At 69.8% G+C, this 17,575-nt stretch carries 18 protein-coding genes; 9 read left to right on the top strand and 9 right to left on the bottom strand.

The features are described from left to right. Positions 1-31 precede the first annotated feature (31 nt). Both AC5Y5E_RS07855 and AC5Y5E_RS07860 read left to right on the top strand, forming a co-directional pair. Positions 32-475 (top strand): CBS domain-containing protein, encoded by a 444-nt coding sequence (locus AC5Y5E_RS07855; protein WP_499902413.1) that lies wholly within the window; start codon positions 32-34, stop codon positions 473-475. A 24-nt stretch (positions 476-499) separates the two neighbouring features. Next, a complete protein-coding gene (locus AC5Y5E_RS07860) occupies positions 500-1,789 on the top strand; it encodes an ArsB/NhaD family transporter (protein WP_499902414.1) in 1,290 nt (429 codons plus the stop codon). A gap of 81 nt (positions 1,790-1,870) precedes the next feature. Here the strand turns inward: AC5Y5E_RS07860 and AC5Y5E_RS07865 are convergent, their stop codons facing one another. Together AC5Y5E_RS07865 and AC5Y5E_RS07870 are read right to left on the bottom strand one after the other, a co-directional pair. Beyond that, positions 1,871-3,097 carry a class I SAM-dependent RNA methyltransferase gene (locus tag AC5Y5E_RS07865; RefSeq protein WP_499902633.1) on the bottom strand — a complete coding sequence of 409 codons (1,227 nt, stop codon included), beginning with the start codon at positions 3,095-3,097 and terminating at the stop codon, positions 1,871-1,873. Further along, positions 3,094-5,088, bottom strand: a complete 1,995-nt coding sequence (locus AC5Y5E_RS07870) for an APC family permease (RefSeq protein WP_499902415.1) — start codon at positions 5,086-5,088, stop codon at positions 3,094-3,096. The genes AC5Y5E_RS07865 and AC5Y5E_RS07870 overlap by 4 nt, the downstream gene beginning before the upstream one ends. A gap of 90 nt (positions 5,089-5,178) precedes the next feature. On the opposite strand from AC5Y5E_RS07870, the gene AC5Y5E_RS07875 reads away from it, so the two are divergent. Next, positions 5,179-5,862, top strand: a complete 684-nt coding sequence (locus tag AC5Y5E_RS07875) for a potassium channel family protein (RefSeq protein WP_499902416.1) — start codon at positions 5,179-5,181, stop codon at positions 5,860-5,862. Then, a complete protein-coding gene (locus tag AC5Y5E_RS07880) occupies positions 5,859-6,533 on the top strand; it encodes a potassium channel family protein (protein ID WP_499902417.1) in 675 nt (224 codons plus the stop codon). The genes AC5Y5E_RS07875 and AC5Y5E_RS07880 overlap by 4 nt, the downstream gene beginning before the upstream one ends. A gap of 139 nt (positions 6,534-6,672) precedes the next feature. On the opposite strand, the gene AC5Y5E_RS07885 is transcribed toward AC5Y5E_RS07880, so the two are convergent. Both AC5Y5E_RS07885 and AC5Y5E_RS07890 read right to left on the bottom strand, forming a co-directional pair. Beyond that, a complete protein-coding gene (locus AC5Y5E_RS07885; RefSeq protein ID WP_499902418.1) occupies positions 6,673-7,302 on the bottom strand; it encodes a DUF3159 domain-containing protein in 630 nt (209 codons plus the stop codon). Next, positions 7,299-7,667, bottom strand: coding sequence for an OB-fold nucleic acid binding domain-containing protein (locus AC5Y5E_RS07890; RefSeq protein ID WP_499879717.1), 369 nt, complete (start codon positions 7,665-7,667; stop codon positions 7,299-7,301). The genes AC5Y5E_RS07885 and AC5Y5E_RS07890 overlap by 4 nt, the downstream gene beginning before the upstream one ends. Positions 7,668-7,802: 135 nt before the next feature. Here AC5Y5E_RS07890 and AC5Y5E_RS07895 point away from each other — a divergent pair, with 135 nt between their 5' ends. Beyond that, on the top strand, positions 7,803-8,501 hold the full coding sequence (locus AC5Y5E_RS07895) for an alpha/beta hydrolase (RefSeq protein WP_499902419.1): 699 nt from the start codon (positions 7,803-7,805) through the stop codon (positions 8,499-8,501). Between the two features lie 58 nt (positions 8,502-8,559). Here the strand turns inward: AC5Y5E_RS07895 and AC5Y5E_RS07900 are convergent, their stop codons facing one another. Next, positions 8,560-9,291 (bottom strand): DUF3710 domain-containing protein, encoded by a 732-nt coding sequence (locus AC5Y5E_RS07900; RefSeq protein ID WP_499902420.1) that lies wholly within the window; start codon positions 9,289-9,291, stop codon positions 8,560-8,562. Beyond that, positions 9,291-9,755: a dUTP diphosphatase gene (gene dut, locus AC5Y5E_RS07905; RefSeq protein WP_499902421.1), complete on the bottom strand. Its 465-nt coding sequence runs from the start codon at positions 9,753-9,755 to the stop codon at positions 9,291-9,293. Before dut ends, AC5Y5E_RS07900 begins: the two co-directional genes overlap by 1 nt. Before the next feature lie 25 nt (positions 9,756-9,780). Between dut and AC5Y5E_RS07910 the strand changes: the two genes are divergently transcribed. Next, on the top strand, positions 9,781-10,266 hold the full coding sequence (locus tag AC5Y5E_RS07910) for a DUF3093 domain-containing protein (protein WP_499902422.1): 486 nt from the start codon (positions 9,781-9,783) through the stop codon (positions 10,264-10,266). Between the two features lie 4 nt (positions 10,267-10,270). On the opposite strand, the gene AC5Y5E_RS07915 is transcribed toward AC5Y5E_RS07910, so the two are convergent. Then, positions 10,271-10,573, bottom strand: a complete 303-nt coding sequence (locus AC5Y5E_RS07915; protein ID WP_003919098.1) for a DUF4193 domain-containing protein — start codon at positions 10,571-10,573, stop codon at positions 10,271-10,273. Positions 10,574-10,744: 171 nt separating this feature from the next. Between AC5Y5E_RS07915 and cei the strand changes: the two genes are divergently transcribed. After that, the gene (gene cei, locus AC5Y5E_RS07920; protein ID WP_499902423.1) at positions 10,745-11,395 is read left to right on the top strand and encodes an envelope integrity protein Cei; all 651 of its coding nucleotides are present in this window, start codon (positions 10,745-10,747) and stop codon (positions 11,393-11,395) included. 5 nt (positions 11,396-11,400) lie between these two features. Here cei and AC5Y5E_RS07925 read toward each other — a convergent pair whose 3' ends face one another. Beyond that, complete coding sequence (locus AC5Y5E_RS07925; RefSeq protein WP_499902424.1) at positions 11,401-12,279, bottom strand: inositol monophosphatase family protein; 879 nt, start codon at positions 12,277-12,279, stop codon at positions 11,401-11,403. A 103-nt stretch (positions 12,280-12,382) separates the two neighbouring features. On the opposite strand from AC5Y5E_RS07925, the gene ppgK reads away from it, so the two are divergent. Then, complete coding sequence (gene ppgK, locus AC5Y5E_RS07930) at positions 12,383-13,189, top strand: polyphosphate--glucose phosphotransferase (protein WP_499902425.1); 807 nt, start codon at positions 12,383-12,385, stop codon at positions 13,187-13,189. Between the two features lie 178 nt (positions 13,190-13,367). Next, positions 13,368-14,909, top strand: coding sequence for an RNA polymerase sigma factor (locus AC5Y5E_RS07935; protein WP_499902426.1), 1,542 nt, complete (start codon positions 13,368-13,370; stop codon positions 14,907-14,909). Here AC5Y5E_RS07935 and AC5Y5E_RS07940 read toward each other — a convergent pair. Then, positions 14,906-17,551, bottom strand: coding sequence for an FAD/NAD(P)-binding protein (locus AC5Y5E_RS07940; RefSeq protein WP_499902427.1), 2,646 nt, complete (start codon positions 17,549-17,551; stop codon positions 14,906-14,908). The two genes, AC5Y5E_RS07935 and AC5Y5E_RS07940, sit on opposite strands and share 4 nt — an antisense overlap. Positions 17,552-17,575 lie beyond the last annotated feature (24 nt).

Here is a 17,575-nt window from a genome sequence, read left to right on the forward strand (position 1 = left end):
GCCGGATCACTACCCGACTATTGTTTGCCCTATGCGCGCCGCGGAACTCGCCGAGGACTTCCCGGTCGTGACGGTCGACTCCGACGCCATCGACGCCGCCCGCCTGCTCGCCGAGCACAGGCTGCCCGGGATCGTCGTCACCGACGCGTCCGGCAAGCCCTCCGCGGTGCTGCCGGCCTCCCAGGTGGTGCGGTTCATCGTCCCGAAATACGTGCAGGACGACCCGTCACTGGCCGGCGTGCTCAACGAGTCCATGGCCGACCGGGCCGCCGACAAGCTGGGCGGGAAGACGGTCGGGGACATGTTGCCCGACCACCTGACCGATGTGCCGTGGGCGCACGCGGACGACACGATCATCGAGGTGGCCGCCATGATGGCCCGGCTGCGCAGCCCGCTGATCGCCGTGGTCAAAGACGAGACACTGGTCGGCGTCATCACCGCATCGCGTCTATTGGCCGCCGCACTCAAACACTGAAACCTTGAGCACACAGGACATTCGATGAGCGTCGTCGCGGTCGTCGTGTTCGTCGTCGCCTACGTGCTGATCGCCAGCGACCGCGTCAACAAGACCCTGGTCGCGCTCACCGGCGCCGCGATCGTCGTCGCGATGCCGATCATCAACTCCGACGACGTCTTCTACTCCCACGAGACCGGAATCGATTGGGACGTCATCTTTTTGCTGCTGGGCATGATGATCATCGTCAGCGTGCTGCGGCAAACCGGTGTGTTCGAGTACGTCGCGATCTGGTCGGCCAAGCGGGCCCGCGGCTCCCCGCTGCGCGTGATGATCCTGCTGGTGCTGGTGACCGCGATCGCGTCGGCCCTGCTCGACAACGTCACCACGGTGCTGCTGATCGCCCCGGTGACTCTGCTGGTGTGTGACCGGCTGGCGATCAACGCGGCGCCGTTCCTGATGGCCGAGGCGTTCGCGTCGAACATCGGCGGCACGGCGACCCTGATCGGCGACCCGCCGAATATCATCATCGCCAGCAAGGCCGGCCTGAGCTTCAACGACTTCCTCATCCACCTGGCGCCGATCGTGATCATCGTGATGGCCGTCCTGATCGCGTTGCTGCCGCGGCTGTTTCGCGGTTCGTTCGCCGTCGACCCCGAGCGGGTCGCCGACGTCATGTCGCTGGAAGAGAAGGAGGCGATTCGCGATCGCCGGCTGCTCATCGCCTGCGGGGTGGTGTTGGTGGCGGTGTTCGCGGCGTTCATCGGCCACTCGGCGCTGCACATGGAACCGTCCATCGTCGCGCTGCTGGGCGCCGGCATCCTGATCGTGGTGTCGCGGCTGGAACATTCCGACTACCTGTCCAACGTCGAGTGGGAGACACTGCTGTTTTTCGCCGGCCTGTTCGTCATGGTCGGCGCGCTGGTGAAGACGGGCGTCGTCAAGCAGCTGGCGCACCTGGCGATCACCGCGACCGGCGGCAACACCCTGTTGGCCACCATGGTGATTCTGGTTGCGTCGCTCGTCATCAGCGGCGTCGTCAACAACGTGCCGTACGCCGCGACGATGGCCCCCATCGTCGCCGACCTGGTGCCGGCGCTGGGAGACCACGTCAACCCCGGGGTGCTGTGGTGGGCGCTTGCGATCGGTACCGATTTCGGCGGCAACCTGACCGCCGTCGGCGCCAGCGCCAACGTCATCGTGCTCGGGCTCGCCGCGCGCGCCGACAATCCCATCTCGTTTTGGGAATTCACCCGCAAGGGCGCGATCGTCACGGCGATCTCGGCCGCGCTGTCCGGGCTGTACCTGTGGCTGCGGTATTTCGTGCTGGCCTGAGCCCGGGCCCCCGCCGAGACTGCGTGCAGATCGCCCGAAACGCCGTGCGGCACGCTCTGAGCGCAGTCTCGATGCGGAAAATTAACGCGTCAGCAGCGCCACGCTCTCGGTGTGGTGGGTCAGCGGGAACGCGTCGAACACCCTGATCTGCTCGACGGCATAGCCGTGGCCGCGGTAGAGGCCGATATCGCGCGCGAAAGACGCTGCCTCGCAGCCGATGTGAACGACGCGCGGGACCCCGGCCGCGGCCAGCAGGTCGATGACCTCGCGCCCGGCGCCGGCCCGCGGCGGATCCAGCACCGCGACGTCGGCTTTCGAGACGCTCGCGCCCCGCGTGGTCAGCGCCCGGCGGACCGAGTCGGTGACGACGTCGACCTGCGGCAGGTCGCCCAGCGCGGTTCGCGCGGCCCGCGTCGCCGAGCGCGAGGTGTCGACGGTCATGACGCGCCCCGACTCCCCCACCGCATCGGCGAGCACGGCGGCGAACACGCCGGCGCCGCCGTAGAGGTCCCAGACAGTCATGCCAGCGGCGGGTTGCGCCCAGTCCGCGATCAGGGCGCTGTAGACCTCGGCCGCGTCCCGGTGCGCCTGCCAGAACGCGGTGACCGGCACCCGCCAGGTGCGCCCGCCCACCCGCTGCACCGCCTCGTAGCCACCCTCCGAGACCGCGGTCGCGGTCTGCCCGCCCTGGCGAAGGGTGCGCACCACGTGGCGCTGGCCGTCGTCGTCGACGGCCACGTGCAGCTGCGCGCCCGCGGGCCAATCGGCACCGGACGAATCATGAGCCAGCCCGTCCAGCATCCCCGGCGGTAGCTGCGCGCAGCGCAGGTCGGACACCAGCTCGTCGCTGTGGTACCGGTGGAAGCCGGGCCGGCGATCCGCGCCCACGTCCAGCCGGACCCGGGTGCGCCAACCGCTGGGGCCGCAGTCCGACAGCGGCTCGGCGCCCGCCTCCGCGCCGCTCCATTGGTGGCCGCCCAGCCGCTGCAACTGATTGGCCACCACGTGCGCCTTGAGCCCGCGGGCTGCCGCCGGCGCGGCGAACGCCAGGTCGCAGCAACCGGCGCCGCCGACCCCGGCGATGGGGCACATCGACTCGACCCGATCGGCCGACGGCTCGATCACCTCGACTGCCTCTGCGTGCCAATAGGATCCGCGCTCGGCGGTGACGCGCGCCCGCACCCGTTCGCCGGGCAGTGCGTAGCGGACGAACACCACCCGGCCCTCGTGGTGCGCCACGCAACTGCCCCCGTTGGCCGGGGCGCCGGTCACCAGCGTCAGTGTGTTGGGCTTCAACGCAGTGCTCAGTCGAAGATTCCGCGTCGGGCGTCGCCGGGTGCCGCGTGCGGCTGGAGGGCCTTGAGCCGCTCCGACGAATTCAATTGCCACGGAACGGAAGTCACCATAACGTTGGGCATGAACAGCAACCGGCCCTTGAGCCGCAGCGCGCTCTGGTTGTGCAGCACCTGCTCCCACCAGTGGCCCACCACGTACTCGGGGATGAACACCGTCACCACGGTGCGCGGGGAGTCCTTGCTGATCCGTTTGACGTAATCCAGTATCGGGCGGGTGATTTCGCGATACGGCGAGGCGATGACCTTGAGCGGCACACTGATATCGCTTTCCTCCCACCTGTGCACCAGGTCGCGGGTTTCCGCGTCGTCGACGCTGACCGTCAGGGCCTCGAGCGTGTCCGGGCGGGTGGCGCGCGCGTAGGCCAGCGCGCGCAGCGTCGGCAGGTGCAGCTTGGACACCAGCACCAGCGCGTGGTTGCGGCTGGGCAGGACGACGTCGTGCTGGGCGGCCTCCTGCTCCTCCAGCTCCCGGCTGACGGTGTGGTAGTGCTTGCGGATCAGCTTCATGATGATGAAGAGCAAACTCATCGCGAAGAGCGCGATCCAGGCGCCGGCGACAAACTTGGTCACCAAAACGACCAACAACACCGCGCCGGTGGCGATCAATCCGACCGTATTGACCACCCGGGAGCGCATCATCTTGCGCCGCGCACGCGGGTCGGTCTCGGTGCGCAGCAGCCGGGTCCAATGGCGGACCATGCCGATCTGGCTCAGCGTGAAAGAAATGAACACGCCGACGATGTAAAGCTGGATCAGCGCGCTGAGCTCGGCGCGGAACGCGATGATCGCCAGCAGGGCGGCCCCGGACAGGAACAGGATTCCGTTGGAGAACGCCAACCTGTCTCCGCGCGTGTGCAACTGGCGCGGCAGGTAGCTGTGCTGCGCCAGGATCGACCCAAGCACCGGGAATCCATTGAATGCGGTGTTGGCCGCCAGCACCAGAATCAGCGCGGTCACAGCCGCGATCAGCAGGAAGCCGATGTGAAAGCTCCCGAACACCACCTGCGCGAGCTGCGCGACGAGAGTCTTCTGGTAATAGTGCGGCGGCGTTCCCGCCAGCTGCCTGGCGGGATCGTCGACGACTTGGACACCAGTCTTCTTGGCCAGCAGGATCATGCCCATAAACAGGCTCACCGCGATTGCGCCGAGCATCAGCAGTGTGGTGGCGGCGTTGCGCGACTTGGGTTTCTGAAACGCCGGCACCCCGTTACTGATCGCCTCCACACCGGTCAGCGCCGCGCAGCCCGAGGAGAACGACCGCGCCACTAGGAACGCCAAGGCGAAACCGATGATCTGGCCGTGCTCGGCATGCATCTGGAAACCCGCTGATTCGGCCCGCAGCGGATCACCGAGTACGAAAGCCCGGAACAGTCCCCAGCCGATCATGACAGTCAAACCGACGATGAACGCGTAGGTCGGAATGGCGAATGCCAATCCGGACTCGCGGACGCCGCGCAGGTTCATCGCCATCACCAACAGGATGGCCGCCACGCAGAACCACACTTTGTGTTCGGCCACGATCGGGATGGCCGAGCCGATGTTGGACATCGCTGAGGCGGTCGAAACGGCAACGGTGAGAACGTAATCCACCAATAGGGCACTGGCGACCACCAGGCCGGCGGTGTCGCCGAGGTTGGTGGTGACCACCTCGTAGTCGCCCCCGCCCGACGGGTAGGCGTGCACGTTCTGCCGGTAGCTGGCCACCACGACCAGCATGACTGCGGCCACGGCGAGACCGATCCACGGCGCCAGCGCATACGCGGACAGGCCGGCAACCGAGAGCATCAGGAAGATTTCCTCGGGGGCGTAGGCCACCGAGGACAGCGCGTCGGAGGCGAACACCGGCAAGGCGATCCGCTTGGGCAGCAGTGTGTGACTCAGCCGGTCGCTGCGAAACGGCCGGCCGATGAGCAACCGGCGTGCAGCGGTCGAAAGTTTGGACACGAGAGCCAAGAGTAAGCCCACCAGAGCTTGCTAGCGTTTCGTAGGCAACAATGTTCTCCGACGGGCGGGACCCAGCCGAGAGGACCTCAAGTGCGCGTGGTTGTGATGGGTTGCGGCCGGGTGGGCTCTTCGCTGGCCGACGGCCTGTCCCGGATCGGCCACGACGTGGCGGTGATCGACCGCGACAGCACCGCCTTCAACCGGCTCAGCCCCGAGTTCGCGGGCGAGCGGGTGCTGGGCCAGGGCTTCGACCGCGACGTGCTGCTGAGCGCGGGCGTCGAGGGGGCCGACGCATTCGCCGCGGTGTCCTCCGGGGACAACTCCAACATCATCTCGGCCCGGCTGGCCCGGGAGACGTTCGGCGTCCAGCGCGTCGTCGCCCGCATCTACGACGCCAAGCGCGCCGAGGTCTACGAGCGCCTCGGCATCCCGACGATCGCCACCGTGCCCTGGACCACCGACCGCCTGCTCCACCTGCTCACCCGGGAAGGCGAGATGACCAAGTGGCGTGACCCGACCGGCACGGTCGCCGTCGCCGAGGTCGAGTTGCACGAGGACTGGGTGGGGCACCGGGCCACCGAGCTCGAGCAGGCCACCGGCGGCCGGGTCGCGTTCCTGATCCGGTTCGGCACCGGGGTGCTGCCCGAGCCGAAGACCGTCATCCAGGCCGGCGATCAGGTTTACCTCGCGGCGATTTCCGGTCGCGCGGCCGAGGCGGTGGCCATCGCGGCGCTGCCCCCCAGTGAGGACCTCGACGCGGGAGCCCACAAATGAAAGTGGCAGTCGCCGGAGCCGGCGCGGTCGGCCGGTCGGTCACCCGCGAACTGTTAGAGAACAACCACGACGTGACGCTGATCGAACGCAACCCCGAGCACGTCGACGTCGACGCGATCCCGGCCGCGCACTGGCGCCTCGGCGACGCCTGCGAACTGAGCCTGCTGCAGTCGGTGCACCTGGAGGATTTCGACGTCGTCGTCGCCGCGACCGGCGATGACAAGGTCAACGTGGTGCTGTCCCTGTTGGCCAAGACGGAGTTCGCCGTGCCACGGGTGGTGGCCCGGGTCAACGACCCGCGCAACGAATGGCTGTTCACCGACGCCTGGGGCGTGGACGTGGCGGTGTCCACGCCGCGGATGCTGGCGTCGCTGATCGAGGAGGCCGTGGCCGTCGGTGATCTGGTGCGGCTCATGGAATTCCGCCGGGGTCAGGCCAACCTGGTCGAGATCACCCTGCCCGACGACACGCCGTGGGGCGGCAAGCCGGTGCGCCGGCTGCAGCTGCCGCGCGACGTGGCGCTGGTGACGATCCTGCGCGGCCCGCGGGTCATCGTGCCGGAAGCCGACGAGCCGCTCGAGGGCGGCGACGAACTGCTCTTCGTCGCGGTCACCGAGGCCGAGGAGGACCTGCAGAAGTTGCTGCTGCCGGAAGCGGCGCCGGGCGACTAGTCGGCCAGGTTTCCGCGCTTTGCGTGTGCCGTGGCGGTTTTCGGCGTGCGTTCAGGGCGGGATTTCGCCGATTTTTGCGCCCAGGGCTCACACACAATGCCCACGATTCACACTCAACGCGCGCTCCCCGCGCGACTGGTCAGTCGACCGCGGTCTCGGCTTCCTCACGGGCCGGCAGGGCACGCTGCGCGGCCTTGATCGCCGCGTACGTCGCCAGCGCGGCCAGCACCGTCAGCGGCCAGCCCATCGCGATCCGCGCCACCCCGAGCCAACCGGTCTGGTCGGCGTCGTAGAGCAGCCGCTGGACCACGAAGCGCGCCGCGAACACCAGAGTCCAGCACAGCGTGGCGATGTCGAACGCGTACACGGCCCGCGACACGGCGCGCCAGCCCCGGTCACGGCCGGTGGCCCAGCTCCACGCGTAGCCGACGAGAGGCCGGCGGATCAGCACCGAGCCCGCGAAAGCCACCGCCCACAACAACGACATCCAGATGCCCAGCAGGAAATAGCCCTTGGACTGCCCCACCAGGTAGGCGATCAGCGCGCAGATGGCGACGCCGAAGAACCCCGAAAACGCCGGCTGGGTCGATTCCCGCCGGATGAGCCGCCACACCAACACCAGTACCGCCACGCCGAGCGCTGACGCGATGGCGGCCAACAAGCCGGAAAGGCTGGACACCGCCACGAATACGACCACCGGCAGCGACGAGTAGATGACGCCGCTCACCCCGCCGACCTGGTCCAGCAAGCGTTCGCTGGAAAGGGTCACCGCTGAATTTCGTAGTGCGGGTTGTAGATGGCCTTGGTCCCGTTCTCGAGCTTGCCCAGCCGGCCCCGCACCCGAAGCGTGCGGCCGGAGTCGATGCCGGGGATGCGGCGTTGCCCCAACCACACCAGGGCGACCGTGTCGGTGCCGTCGAACAGTTCCGCGCGGACCCCGCCGGAACAACCCTTGCCGTTCGTTTCCACGCTGCGCAACGTGCCGATCATGGTGACCTCCTGGCCACGCTCGCAATCGATCGCACGCTGCGCGCCGGCGCTGTCGACTTCGCCCGACAGCTCTTCGGAGTCACGTTGCTCCGGGTCCTCCGTCAATCGACGGGTGAGCCGGCGTAGATACCCTTGGGCCCCCATGGCCCCTCCTGACAGTGGTGATAAAGCCTCGGCGCTTCTCTATGCCAACGGACACCGTAGACCTCTTGGTTCCCCGGCGCCAACCGAACGAAACGTGATGTTGGACGCTCTGTGACGGCCGGGCAATATCGAAGGGTGACTGTCGATCTGCGCGGTGTCGCGACGGTGTTGTTGCCCGGAACCGGCTCCGACGACGACTACGTCCACCGGGCGTTTTCCGGCCCGTTGCGCGAGATCGGCGCAACGCTGGTGGCCCCGCCGCCGCGCCCGCAGGGATTGGTCGAGGGCTACCTGCGCGCGCTGGACGACGCCGCCCGGGACGGCCCGATCGGCGTCGGCGGTGTCTCGATCGGCGCGGCCGTGGCGACCGCGTGGGCGCTCGCCCATCCCGGGCGCACGGTCGCCGTGCTGGCCGCGCTGCCCGCCTGGGCGGGCGCCCCGGACGACGCGCCGGCGGCGCTGGCGGCGCGGCATTCGGCGGCGCAGCTGCGGGCCGACGGATTGGCGGCGACGACGGCGCAGATGCGGGCGTCCAGTCCGCCGTGGTTGGCCGACGAGCTGACCCGGTCGTGGCGCGCCCAATGGCCGCAATTGCCCGACGCCATGGACGAGGCGGCGGCCTACGTCGCGCCCAGTTGCGCCGACCTGGCCCGGCTGACCACGCCGCTGGCGGTGGCCGCGGCGATCGACGACCCGATCCACCCGCTGCAGGTGGCCGTCGACTGGGTGGCCGCGGCGCCGCGCGCGGCCCTGTGGACCGTGACGCTGGATCAGATGGGCACGGACACCGCCGCGCTGGGCGCCGCCTGCCTGGCCGCGCTGGCCAGCCTGTAGTCGGATGGTGGCGACCCGCTTCGCCCGGCTACGCCGCGCTTGCGATCGCCACTAAGCCTTACCCGCCGGTCGTCGTGCGCAGCTGCTGCATCGCCGAGCCCTCGGCGCTGCGGCGCGCGGCCGGTTCGTCGGACGGCTGCGGCTGCTCCTGGGCCTGCTGCTGCTGCGCGGCGGCGGCCGCCCGCAGCTGTTCGGCCATCGGCTCGGGCAGCTGCACGGGCAACGGGGTCCGCACCGGCAGCGGTGTGTCGCCGCGGCGAACCACGGTGTCCGCCAACGCCGTTCGTGCCTCTTGCTCCAGCGCTTCCATGGTCTCGTGCGAACCGTTGACGACACAGCGGATCATCCAGCGGTAGCCGTCGACCCCGATGAAGCGCACCACGCCCGAGGCGGTGCCGACCACCTCCCGGCCCCACGGGCCGTCCTTGATGCTGACCTTCGCCGAGTCCTTGCGCAGCGACTCGGCCAGCTCACCGGCCACCTCGCGCCACAGCCCGCCCGTCTTCGGGGCCGCGTAGGCGGCGATCGTGAACCGGCCGTTGGCCGTGACGACCCACACCGCGCTGGGCACGCCGGTCTCGGTCAGCTCGACCTGCAGCTGGCCGGCCTCCGGCATGGGAATGAGCACCGAACCCAGGTCGAGGCGGGCCAGCTCGGCGACCGCGGGGTCGTCGAAGTCGTCGATGTCGAACGGGCCCTCGAGCTCTTCCTCGAACTGTTCGTCGACCGGCTCGGCGACGACGTCCGCCTGGGCCGCCGACTCGTCGTTGTCTGATCTTCTAGCTGCCATCACAAACTCGCATGTCCGCCGGAGGAACCGTGGCCACCGTCGCCACGGGATGTTTCGGCCAGCCCGGCCTCGTCGAACGACGACACCTCGACCAGCTCGACCAATTCGACCCGCTGCACCAGCAATTGGGCGATCCGGTCGCCGCGGTGCACCATGATCGGCTCGGCAGGGTCGAGATTGATCAGCGCGACCTTGACCTCGCCGCGATAGCCGGCGTCGATGGTACCCGGGCTGTTGACGATCGAAAGCCCAACCCGCGCAGCCAATCCGGAGCGTGGGTGCACCAAGCCCACCATGCCGAACGGAATGGCGACGGCCACGCCCGTTCGCACCAACGCGCGCTGCCCGGGGTCGAGCTTCACGTCTTCCGCGCTGTACAGATCGACGCCGGCGTCGCCGTGGTGGGCGCGGCTGGGCAGCGGAAGCTCGGGATCAAGGCGGACGATGGCCAGACTGGTCGACACGGGGCCACAGACTACCCTTGACCGCGTGTCTGCCACGCGCGTCGCGCCGCACAGTGTGCGATATCGCGAACGACTTTGGGTGCCATGGTGGTGGTGGCCACTGGCGTTCGGGCTGGCGGCGCTCATCGCGTTCGAAGTCAACCTCGGGGTTCGGTCCCTGCCCGACTGGCTGCCGTACGCAACGCTGTTCGTGGTCGCGGCCGGGACCCTGCTGTGGCTGGGCCGGGTCGAGATCCGTGTCACCGCGGACCCCGCCGCCCCGGGCGGCGTCGAACTGTGGGCCGGCGAGGCGCACCTGCCGGTCAACGTGATCGCCCGCTCCGCGCAGATCGCCCCCGCGGCGAAATCCGCAGCCCTCGGCCGGCAGCTCGATCCGGCGGCCTTCGTGCTGCACCGGGCATGGGTCGGCCCGATGGTTCTGGTGGTCCTCGATGACCCAGACGATCCGACGCCGTACTGGCTGGTGAGCTGCCGTCACCCGGAGCGGGTGCTGTCGGCATTGCGTAGCTGACCGATCAGGCTGCGCAGTCGGTACAGATCATCACGCCGTTCTTCTCGCTGGCGAGACGGCTGCGGTGTTGAACCAGAAAGCAGCTCGAGCAGGTGAACTCGTCGGCCTGCTTCGGAATGACGCGTACGGACAGCTCCTCACCGGACAGGTCGGCGCCGGGAAGCTCGAAAGATTCGGCGGATTCGGATTCGTCGACGTCGACCACGGCCGAGGCCGCCTCGTTCCGTCGCGCTTTGAGCTCCTCCAGCGAGTCTTCCGAAACGTCGTCTGTCTCGGTGCGCCTCGGAGCGTCATAGTCGGTAGGCATCGTCTCGTCCCCTCGCAGCCCTCTCGTACCTCAAGCAACGCTTTGTACCAGCGTCGAACGCATCCACCAAACGATTCGTGCCCGTATCACGTGCCATTAACGTGTGATTTACGTCACAACCCCGGATTGACCCTTGTCTTGAGTCCTAAACGGTGCAGTTAGAGTTCCCCTGTGGTCGCGCAAATCACCGAGGGTACCGCTTTTGACAAGCATGGACGTCCCTTTCGGCGCCGCAACCCCCGGCCCGCCATCGTCGTGGTGGCGCTGCTGGTGGTGGCCACCGCCGTGGTGTGGACGGTGGCGCTGACGCGACCGGCGAAGGTGCACGAGGCCGTGGTGTGCAACCCGCCGCCGCAGCCGCCCGGGTCGGCGGCGCCCCAACTCGGGGAGCAGGTGTCACGCAGCGCCATGGCCGACGTCAACCCGGCCAAGCTCGGCGACACCAAGGTCCGCGTCCTCAACGCCAGCGGCCGCGGCGGCCAGGCCGGTGACGTCGCCGGCGCGATGAAGGACCTGGGCTTCGCCCAGCCGACCGCCGCCAACGACCCCCTCTACGCCGGCACCCGGCTCAACTGCGTGGGCCAGATCCGCTTCGGCACCGCCGGACAGGCGAGCGCGGCCGCGGTGTGGCTGGTGGCGCCGTGCGCCGAGCTGTTCAACGACAACCGCGCCGACGACTCCGTCGACCTGTCCCTCGGCACCGAGTTCGGCGCGCTGGCCCACAACGACAACATCGACGCGGTGCTGGCCAGCCTGCGCCCGGGCGCCACCGAGCCGTCGGATCCCGCACTGCTGCAAAAGATTCACGCCAGCAGCTGCTGATCCCTTCAGTCCGGCAGCGGCGCCAGGCCGCCGCAACGTTCCAACGCGGCCAGCAGCTCGTCGGCGATTCCGGGGGCGGCGGCCACCACCAGTGCCTCCGCGCCGTTGGGCTCCGGCACCAGGACGCGGGCGCCCGCCTCGGCCGCGATCAGCGCGCCCGCCGCGCGGTCCCACACCTGCAGCCCGTGCTCGTAGAAGGCGTCCAGCCGGCCCGCCGCGACCATGCACAAGTCCAGCGCCGCCGAACCGATGCGGCGCACGTCGCGCACCGCCGGCAAAATGTGCGCTAGTAGCGCCGCCTGGCTGGCCCGGCGCCGCCGCGAATAGCCAAACCCGGTGCCCAGCAACGCCATCGACAACTCGCCGACGGCGGAGCAGCGCAGCGGGCGCGTCTCGCCGCCATCGGTGACGTGCGCGCCAAGGCCGGTCGCCGCGGAGTAGACGCGCCCGGCGACGACGTCGGCGACCGCCCCCGCCACCGACACGCCGTCGATCTGCGCGCCCACCGACACCGCGTAGGCGGGGATGCCGTAGACGAAATTCACTGTGCCGTCGATGGGATCGAGCACCCAGGTGACCGTGCCGGGCGGCGCGGCATCGGCGGGCCCGCCGCCCTCCTCCCCGAGGATCGGGTCCCCGGGCCGCCGCTGCGCCAAGCGATCCCGCAGCAGCCGCTCGGTCTCGGTGTCGACGACGGTCACCGGATCGGTCGGGGTGGTCTTCGACCGCACCGCGCCGCTGCCCGCCCCGGACCCGCCGGGCGCCGACGGCCCGAACACCTCGGCGCGGCGGCGACGGACGAACTCGGCGGCCTCGGCGGCCAACTTTTCCGCCACCGAACGCAGCTGCCCGGGCTCGGCCCGCTCGTCATTGCCTTGCGTCACCCAGCCATCGCATCACAGACGCCACGGCCGCGCGCAGACCCCCAGCCGGGGTATCCGTGGAGCTAAGGTGATCGGACAGGCCAAGTCTCGCCGAGGAGTTTCGATGACCAGCACCGACTCGATCACTGGCGCGCCACCCGACGCGGCCACCGGCAAGCCGCAGCGCCGGGGCTTCGGCGTCGACGTCGGCGGCAGCGGCATCAAGGGCGGCATCGTCGACATGGACACCGGGCTGCTGATCGGCGAACGCATCAAGGTGCTGACCCCGCAACCGGCGACGCCGCCGGCGGTCGCCAAGGCCATCGCCGAGGTCGTCAACGGGTTCGGCTGGACCGGGCCCCTGGGGGTGACCTATCCCGGCGTCGTCACCCACGGCGTCGTCCAGACGGCGGCCAACGTCGACAAGTCATGGATCGGCACCAACGCCCGGGACATCATCAGCGCCGAACTGAACGGCCAGGACGTCACGATCCTCAACGACGCCGATGCCGCCGGGCTGGCCGAGCAGCACTACGGGGCGGGCCGGGACAAGGCCGGGGTGGTCGTGTTGCTGACCTTCGGGACGGGTATCGGGTCGGCTCTCATCCACAACGGGATCCTGATTCCCAACACCGAGTTCGGCCACCTCGAGGTGGGCGGCAAGGAGGCCGAGCAGCGGGCGGCGTCGTCGGTCAAGGAGCGCAACGGCTGGAGCTACGAAAAGTGGACCCAGCAGGTCACACGGGTGCTGGTGGCCATCGAGAACGCGATCTGGCCGGATTTGTTCATCGCGGGCGGCGGCATCAGCCGCAAGGCCGACAAATGGCTGCCGCTGCTGCAAAATCGCACCCCGGTGGTGGCCGCAGCCCTGCAAAACACCGCCGGCATCGTGGGCGCGGCGATGGCCTCGACCTCGGACGTGACGCACTGAATTTTGCCCGGTAGGCCGGTGGGAGCGCGCGCTGTCGTTACAATGGTGCTCGGCGACCGCCCGACTGAAAGCGTGCGAGCACTCACGCTGATCTCCAACGCCGACATTCGACATAGCAGACACTTTCGGTTAACCATGCCCAGACCCACCGAAAGTGCGTCCGACCGAAGGGGTGTACGTGGCAGCGACCAAGGCAAGCCCGGCGACCGATGAGCCGGTGAAACGCACCGCCACGAAGTCTCCGTCGTCCCCCGCCAAGCGACCGCCGGCGAAGGCCGCCAACGGCGCCGCCGCCCCGGCCAAGCGGGCCGCCAAGGCCGCGCCGGGGGCCACCAAATCCGCCCGGGGCCACGAGGCTGAAGCGGCCGCCGAGGCCCCAAAGAAAACCCGCTCCGCGGCCAAGGGCGCCAAGGCGCCGGCCGGCCGCGGCACGAAGGCGGCGTCCAAGGCCGGCCCGGGTGCCGACGAGCTCGACACCGACGGCGCCCAGGTGGAGGTCGAGGATCTCGACGCCGAGCCGGATCTCGAGGTCGAGCCCGGTGAGGACCTGGACATCGACCTGAATCTCGACGACCTCGAGGTCGACGAAGCCGCCGACGGCGAAGACGCCGACATCGAGGCGGACGACCCCGAGGAGGGCGAGGACGCCGCGGCCGCGCCCGCCGCGAAGACCAAGGCCGCCCCCGCCGAGGAGGAGATCGCCGAGCCCTCCGAAAAGGACAAGGCTTCCGGCGATTTCGTCTGGGACGAGGACGAATCCGAGGCGCTGCGGCAGGCCCGCAAGGACGCCGAACTCACCGCCTCCGCGGACTCGGTTCGCGCCTACCTCAAGCAGATCGGCAAGGTGGCGCTGCTCAACGCGGAGGAAGAGGTCGAGCTCGCGAAGCGGATCGAGGCCGGCCTGTACGCCACGCAGCTGATGACCGAGCACGCCGAGCGCGGCGACAAGCTGCCCGCCGCCCAGCGTCGCGACATGATGTGGATCTGCCGCGACGGCGACCGCGCGAAAAACCATCTGCTGGAAGCGAACCTGCGCCTGGTGGTGTCGCTGGCCAAGCGCTACACGGGCCGCGGGATGGCGTTCCTCGACCTCATCCAGGAAGGCAACCTGGGCCTCATCCGCGCGGTCGAGAAGTTCGACTACACAAAGGGATACAAGTTCTCCACCTACGCCACGTGGTGGATCCGCCAGGCGATCACCCGGGCGATGGCCGACCAGGCGCGCACCATCCGCATCCCGGTCCACATGGTCGAGGTGATCAACAAGCTGGGCCGCATCCAGCGCGAGCTGCTTCAGGACCTGGGCCGCGAGCCCACGCCCGAAGAGCTGGCCAAGGAGATGGACATCACGCCCGAGAAGGTGCTCGAGATCCAGCAATACGCGCGCGAGCCGATTTCGCTGGACCAGACCATCGGCGACGAGGGCGACAGCCAGCTCGGCGACTTCATCGAGGACAGCGAGGCGGTGGTGGCCGTCGACGCGGTGTCGTTCACGCTGCTGCAGGACCAGCTGCAGTCGGTGCTGGAGACGCTGTCCGAGCGCGAAGCCGGCGTAGTACGGCTGCGCTTCGGGCTCACCGACGGCCAGCCGCGCACCCTGGACGAGATCGGGCAGGTGTACGGCGTGACCCGCGAGCGCATCCGCCAGATCGAGTCCAAGACGATGTCAAAACTGCGCCACCCCAGCCGTTCCCAGGTGTTGCGCGACTACCTCGACTAGTTGACGGCACCACGGGTCACCGGCGGGCCGGGCGCGGCGCGATGCCGCGACAACAAGCGCGCCGCTTGACCCGGCGCACCGAGCTGGAGCATCGCGGCCAACGCCGTTTCGAGCACCACTTCTTGCTGCACCCGGCTACCCCCGATCGACGGGAGCCCGGGCAGCGATTCCAGGAGATAGTCGAGCGCGGCGCGTGGCTCGCCCTCGGTCAAGGCGATCAGGCCTTCGCCGATGAGGCGCAGGGTCGTTGCCTGCGCGTCGGTCGCGCCCGGAACGTCGATCGCGCGGATCGCGGCCGGGTCGTTCGCGGCGGCCAGCACCAGCAGCGCGTGAAACGCGATGAACGGCGTCTGCGGCGAGTACGCGAGCGAGCCGGCCTCGGCGAGCACCGCCATCGGGTCGGGCGGGGTAACCCAGTCCGGATGCAGGCGCGCGCGCCATGCCAGCGAACCGGCGTCGACGAGACAACGAACGTCCTTGGAGTGCGGCGGCGCGAGAAACGCGGCGTACCGGCGCGCCGCGGCGGCCGCGTCGCCCATCGCCAGCTCGTGCAGCGCAGCGTGCCACTGAAAGTGCGGGACATAGCGCTGGGTGCGACCCTCGCCCGCGATCCAGGCCGTCAGCCACTTCAACCCGGCGCCGTGCGCGTCGGTCTCGTAGTGCACGTGGGACAGCGCGTGCGCGGCGTTGCCGTTGCCCGGATCTAGTTCGAGCGCGGCGTCGGCCAAATCGGCCGCGTCATACCAGAGGCCCTGCTCCGTCCGCCCGTAGGCGCGCAAGCCGAGATACCACGGCGCCTCGCCGTGCACGCCGGTGAAGCGCTCGACGTACTGCCACGCGTCCGGCAACGCGTCGCCGGCGCCCGCGAACGCGATCGACGGCGCCAGCACGAGCAACGCGACCGCGTCGTCCGGCACGCGGTCGAGGTGATCGATGAGTGCGTCGGTGCCCGCGGCGTTGCCTTTCTCGCACCACGTGGCGATGGCTTCGACGTGGCTGCGGTCCTCGTCGCTGCCGTGGGCGAGCGCCGCGCGCGCCCGGGCGAGGTGGCCGGTGACCGCGTCGGGACCGCCCGCGCGGTCGGGCCGTTCGGTGGCGATCATCGCGAGGGCGACGTGCGCACGCGCGTGGCGAGGATCCTCGGCGACCGCGGCGGCGAAGGCCGCCGACGCGCCGTCCTGGACCGCGAGCAGGCGACGCACCCCCTCCGCGTACAAGGCCTGCGCGCCAACCAATTGGGGCGCGGCCCTGATCAGACGGGGTGCCCGGACCGGACGGTCGCGGGTGTCGCCGGCGAGCAGCTGCCCGATGGCGGCCGCCTGGGCTCGGATTTCGGGGATCGCGGTGGTCTCCCACTCCTCGCCCTGGCGGATCGAGCCCAGGCACACGATGCCCGGGACCGTCGCCCCGGCCCCGTCGATGAGGTGGCCGTCGGGGTCGAGGCGCACTCCGACGCCGGACGGGTGCGGCGACGCGACGTTGGTGCCCAACAGGTTCGCCCAGAGCGGGGAGCGTTGCAGGGAGCGCCGATCCCACGCCGCGCCCGTGGCGACGACGACTGCGTCACCGCGGCGGCGCACCGAACGCCAACTTGTCGTCACGACCAGTTCAACGCCGTCGCCGCGCAGCGAGACGTCGGCGACGTCGCCCGCGTCGATGATCAGTTGGCCGTTGTTGATCGCGGCGTAGATCGCGGCGGCGATCGTGGGCGGCATGCGATGGCGCAGGACCTCCCAACCGCGCAAGTCCTCACGCAGGAACCGGCGTTGGTCCTCCCACCCCAACGATCGCCACAGCCGCACTGTGCGCGGCCGCACCGCGTCGACCACTTGTCGCCAGTCGCAACCGGTTTCGCGCGCGTGCGCGAGATCCGCGCCAAGCGCGGCGCGCAACTCGTCGAGCGAGACCTCGGCGCCGAGCGCGTCGAGGTTCGGCACTTCCGTCGGCGGCCCGGTGTCGCGGAATCGCCGCGGGAGCGCCCCGTGACGCGACAGCAACGTGACGGCGGCGCCGCGCGCGATGAGGTGCAGCGCGACGTCGACGGCCGTGAGTCCCGACCCGACCACCAAGACGCTCGCGGGACGGCGCGCACCGAGGGCGGCGAGCGCGCCGGGCGCCCACGGATCCACCACGACCCTGCCGTCGGCGGCCGAGTCCGCGCCCAAGGCCAACACCGGGGCGAAGGCACGTTCCAGCGACTCGGGCATGCCGCCCGCGGGCCGCCCGGTCGCGAGCACGACGGCATCGGCGGGCAGCGAACGCCCGTCGTTCAGCTTGACGTGCGTGGGCGCGCCCGGCTCCAACCCGACGACCTCGGCGATCTCGATCCGCACGTCGGCGGTCGCGAGCTGTTCTCGCAGGTAGCGGCCGTACGCGAGGCGCGGCGCGAAGCCCTCGACCGGCGTGACGGCCCGCTCGTCGAGCCAGCGGCAAAAGTGATCGGGATCGTCCGGCCAGGCGGACATGCGCTGGGCGGGCACGTTCAACAAGTGGGTCGGGTCGTCGGTGCCGTACGCCGCACCGGTGCCGGGACGGCCCGACGCGTCGATCAGCGTGATCTGCGCGTCGGGTTTACTGCGGCGCAGCTGAACCGCGGCGAGCACACCGGCGGCGCCCCCACCCACGATCGCGACACGCATCATGGCGGAATGCTATATCGGCCGTCA

It is taken from the genome of Mycobacterium sp. NGS54 (genome assembly GCF_059812465.1).

Bases quoted from the DNA above. Each gene is read 5' to 3' on its own strand.
- AC5Y5E_RS07855 (WP_499902413.1), top strand. From the start codon at position 32: ATGCGCGCCGCGGAACTCGCCGAGGACTTCCCGGTCGTGACGGTCGAC.
- AC5Y5E_RS07860 (WP_499902414.1), top strand. From the start codon at position 500: ATGAGCGTCGTCGCGGTCGTCGTGTTCGTCGTCGCCTACGTGCTGATC.
- AC5Y5E_RS07880 (WP_499902417.1), top strand. From the start codon at position 5,859: ATGAAAGTGGCAGTCGCCGGAGCCGGCGCGGTCGGCCGGTCGGTCACC.
- AC5Y5E_RS07890 (WP_499879717.1), bottom strand. From the start codon at position 7,667: ATGGGGGCCCAAGGGTATCTACGCCGGCTCACCCGTCGATTGACGGAG.
- AC5Y5E_RS07900 (WP_499902420.1), bottom strand. From the start codon at position 9,291: ATGGCAGCTAGAAGATCAGACAACGACGAGTCGGCGGCCCAGGCGGAC.
- AC5Y5E_RS07915 (WP_003919098.1), bottom strand. From the start codon at position 10,573: ATGCCTACCGACTATGACGCTCCGAGGCGCACCGAGACAGACGACGTT.
- ppgK (WP_499902425.1), top strand. From the start codon at position 12,383: ATGACCAGCACCGACTCGATCACTGGCGCGCCACCCGACGCGGCCACC.
- AC5Y5E_RS07940 (WP_499902427.1), bottom strand. From the start codon at position 17,551: ATGATGCGTGTCGCGATCGTGGGTGGGGGCGCCGCCGGTGTGCTCGCC.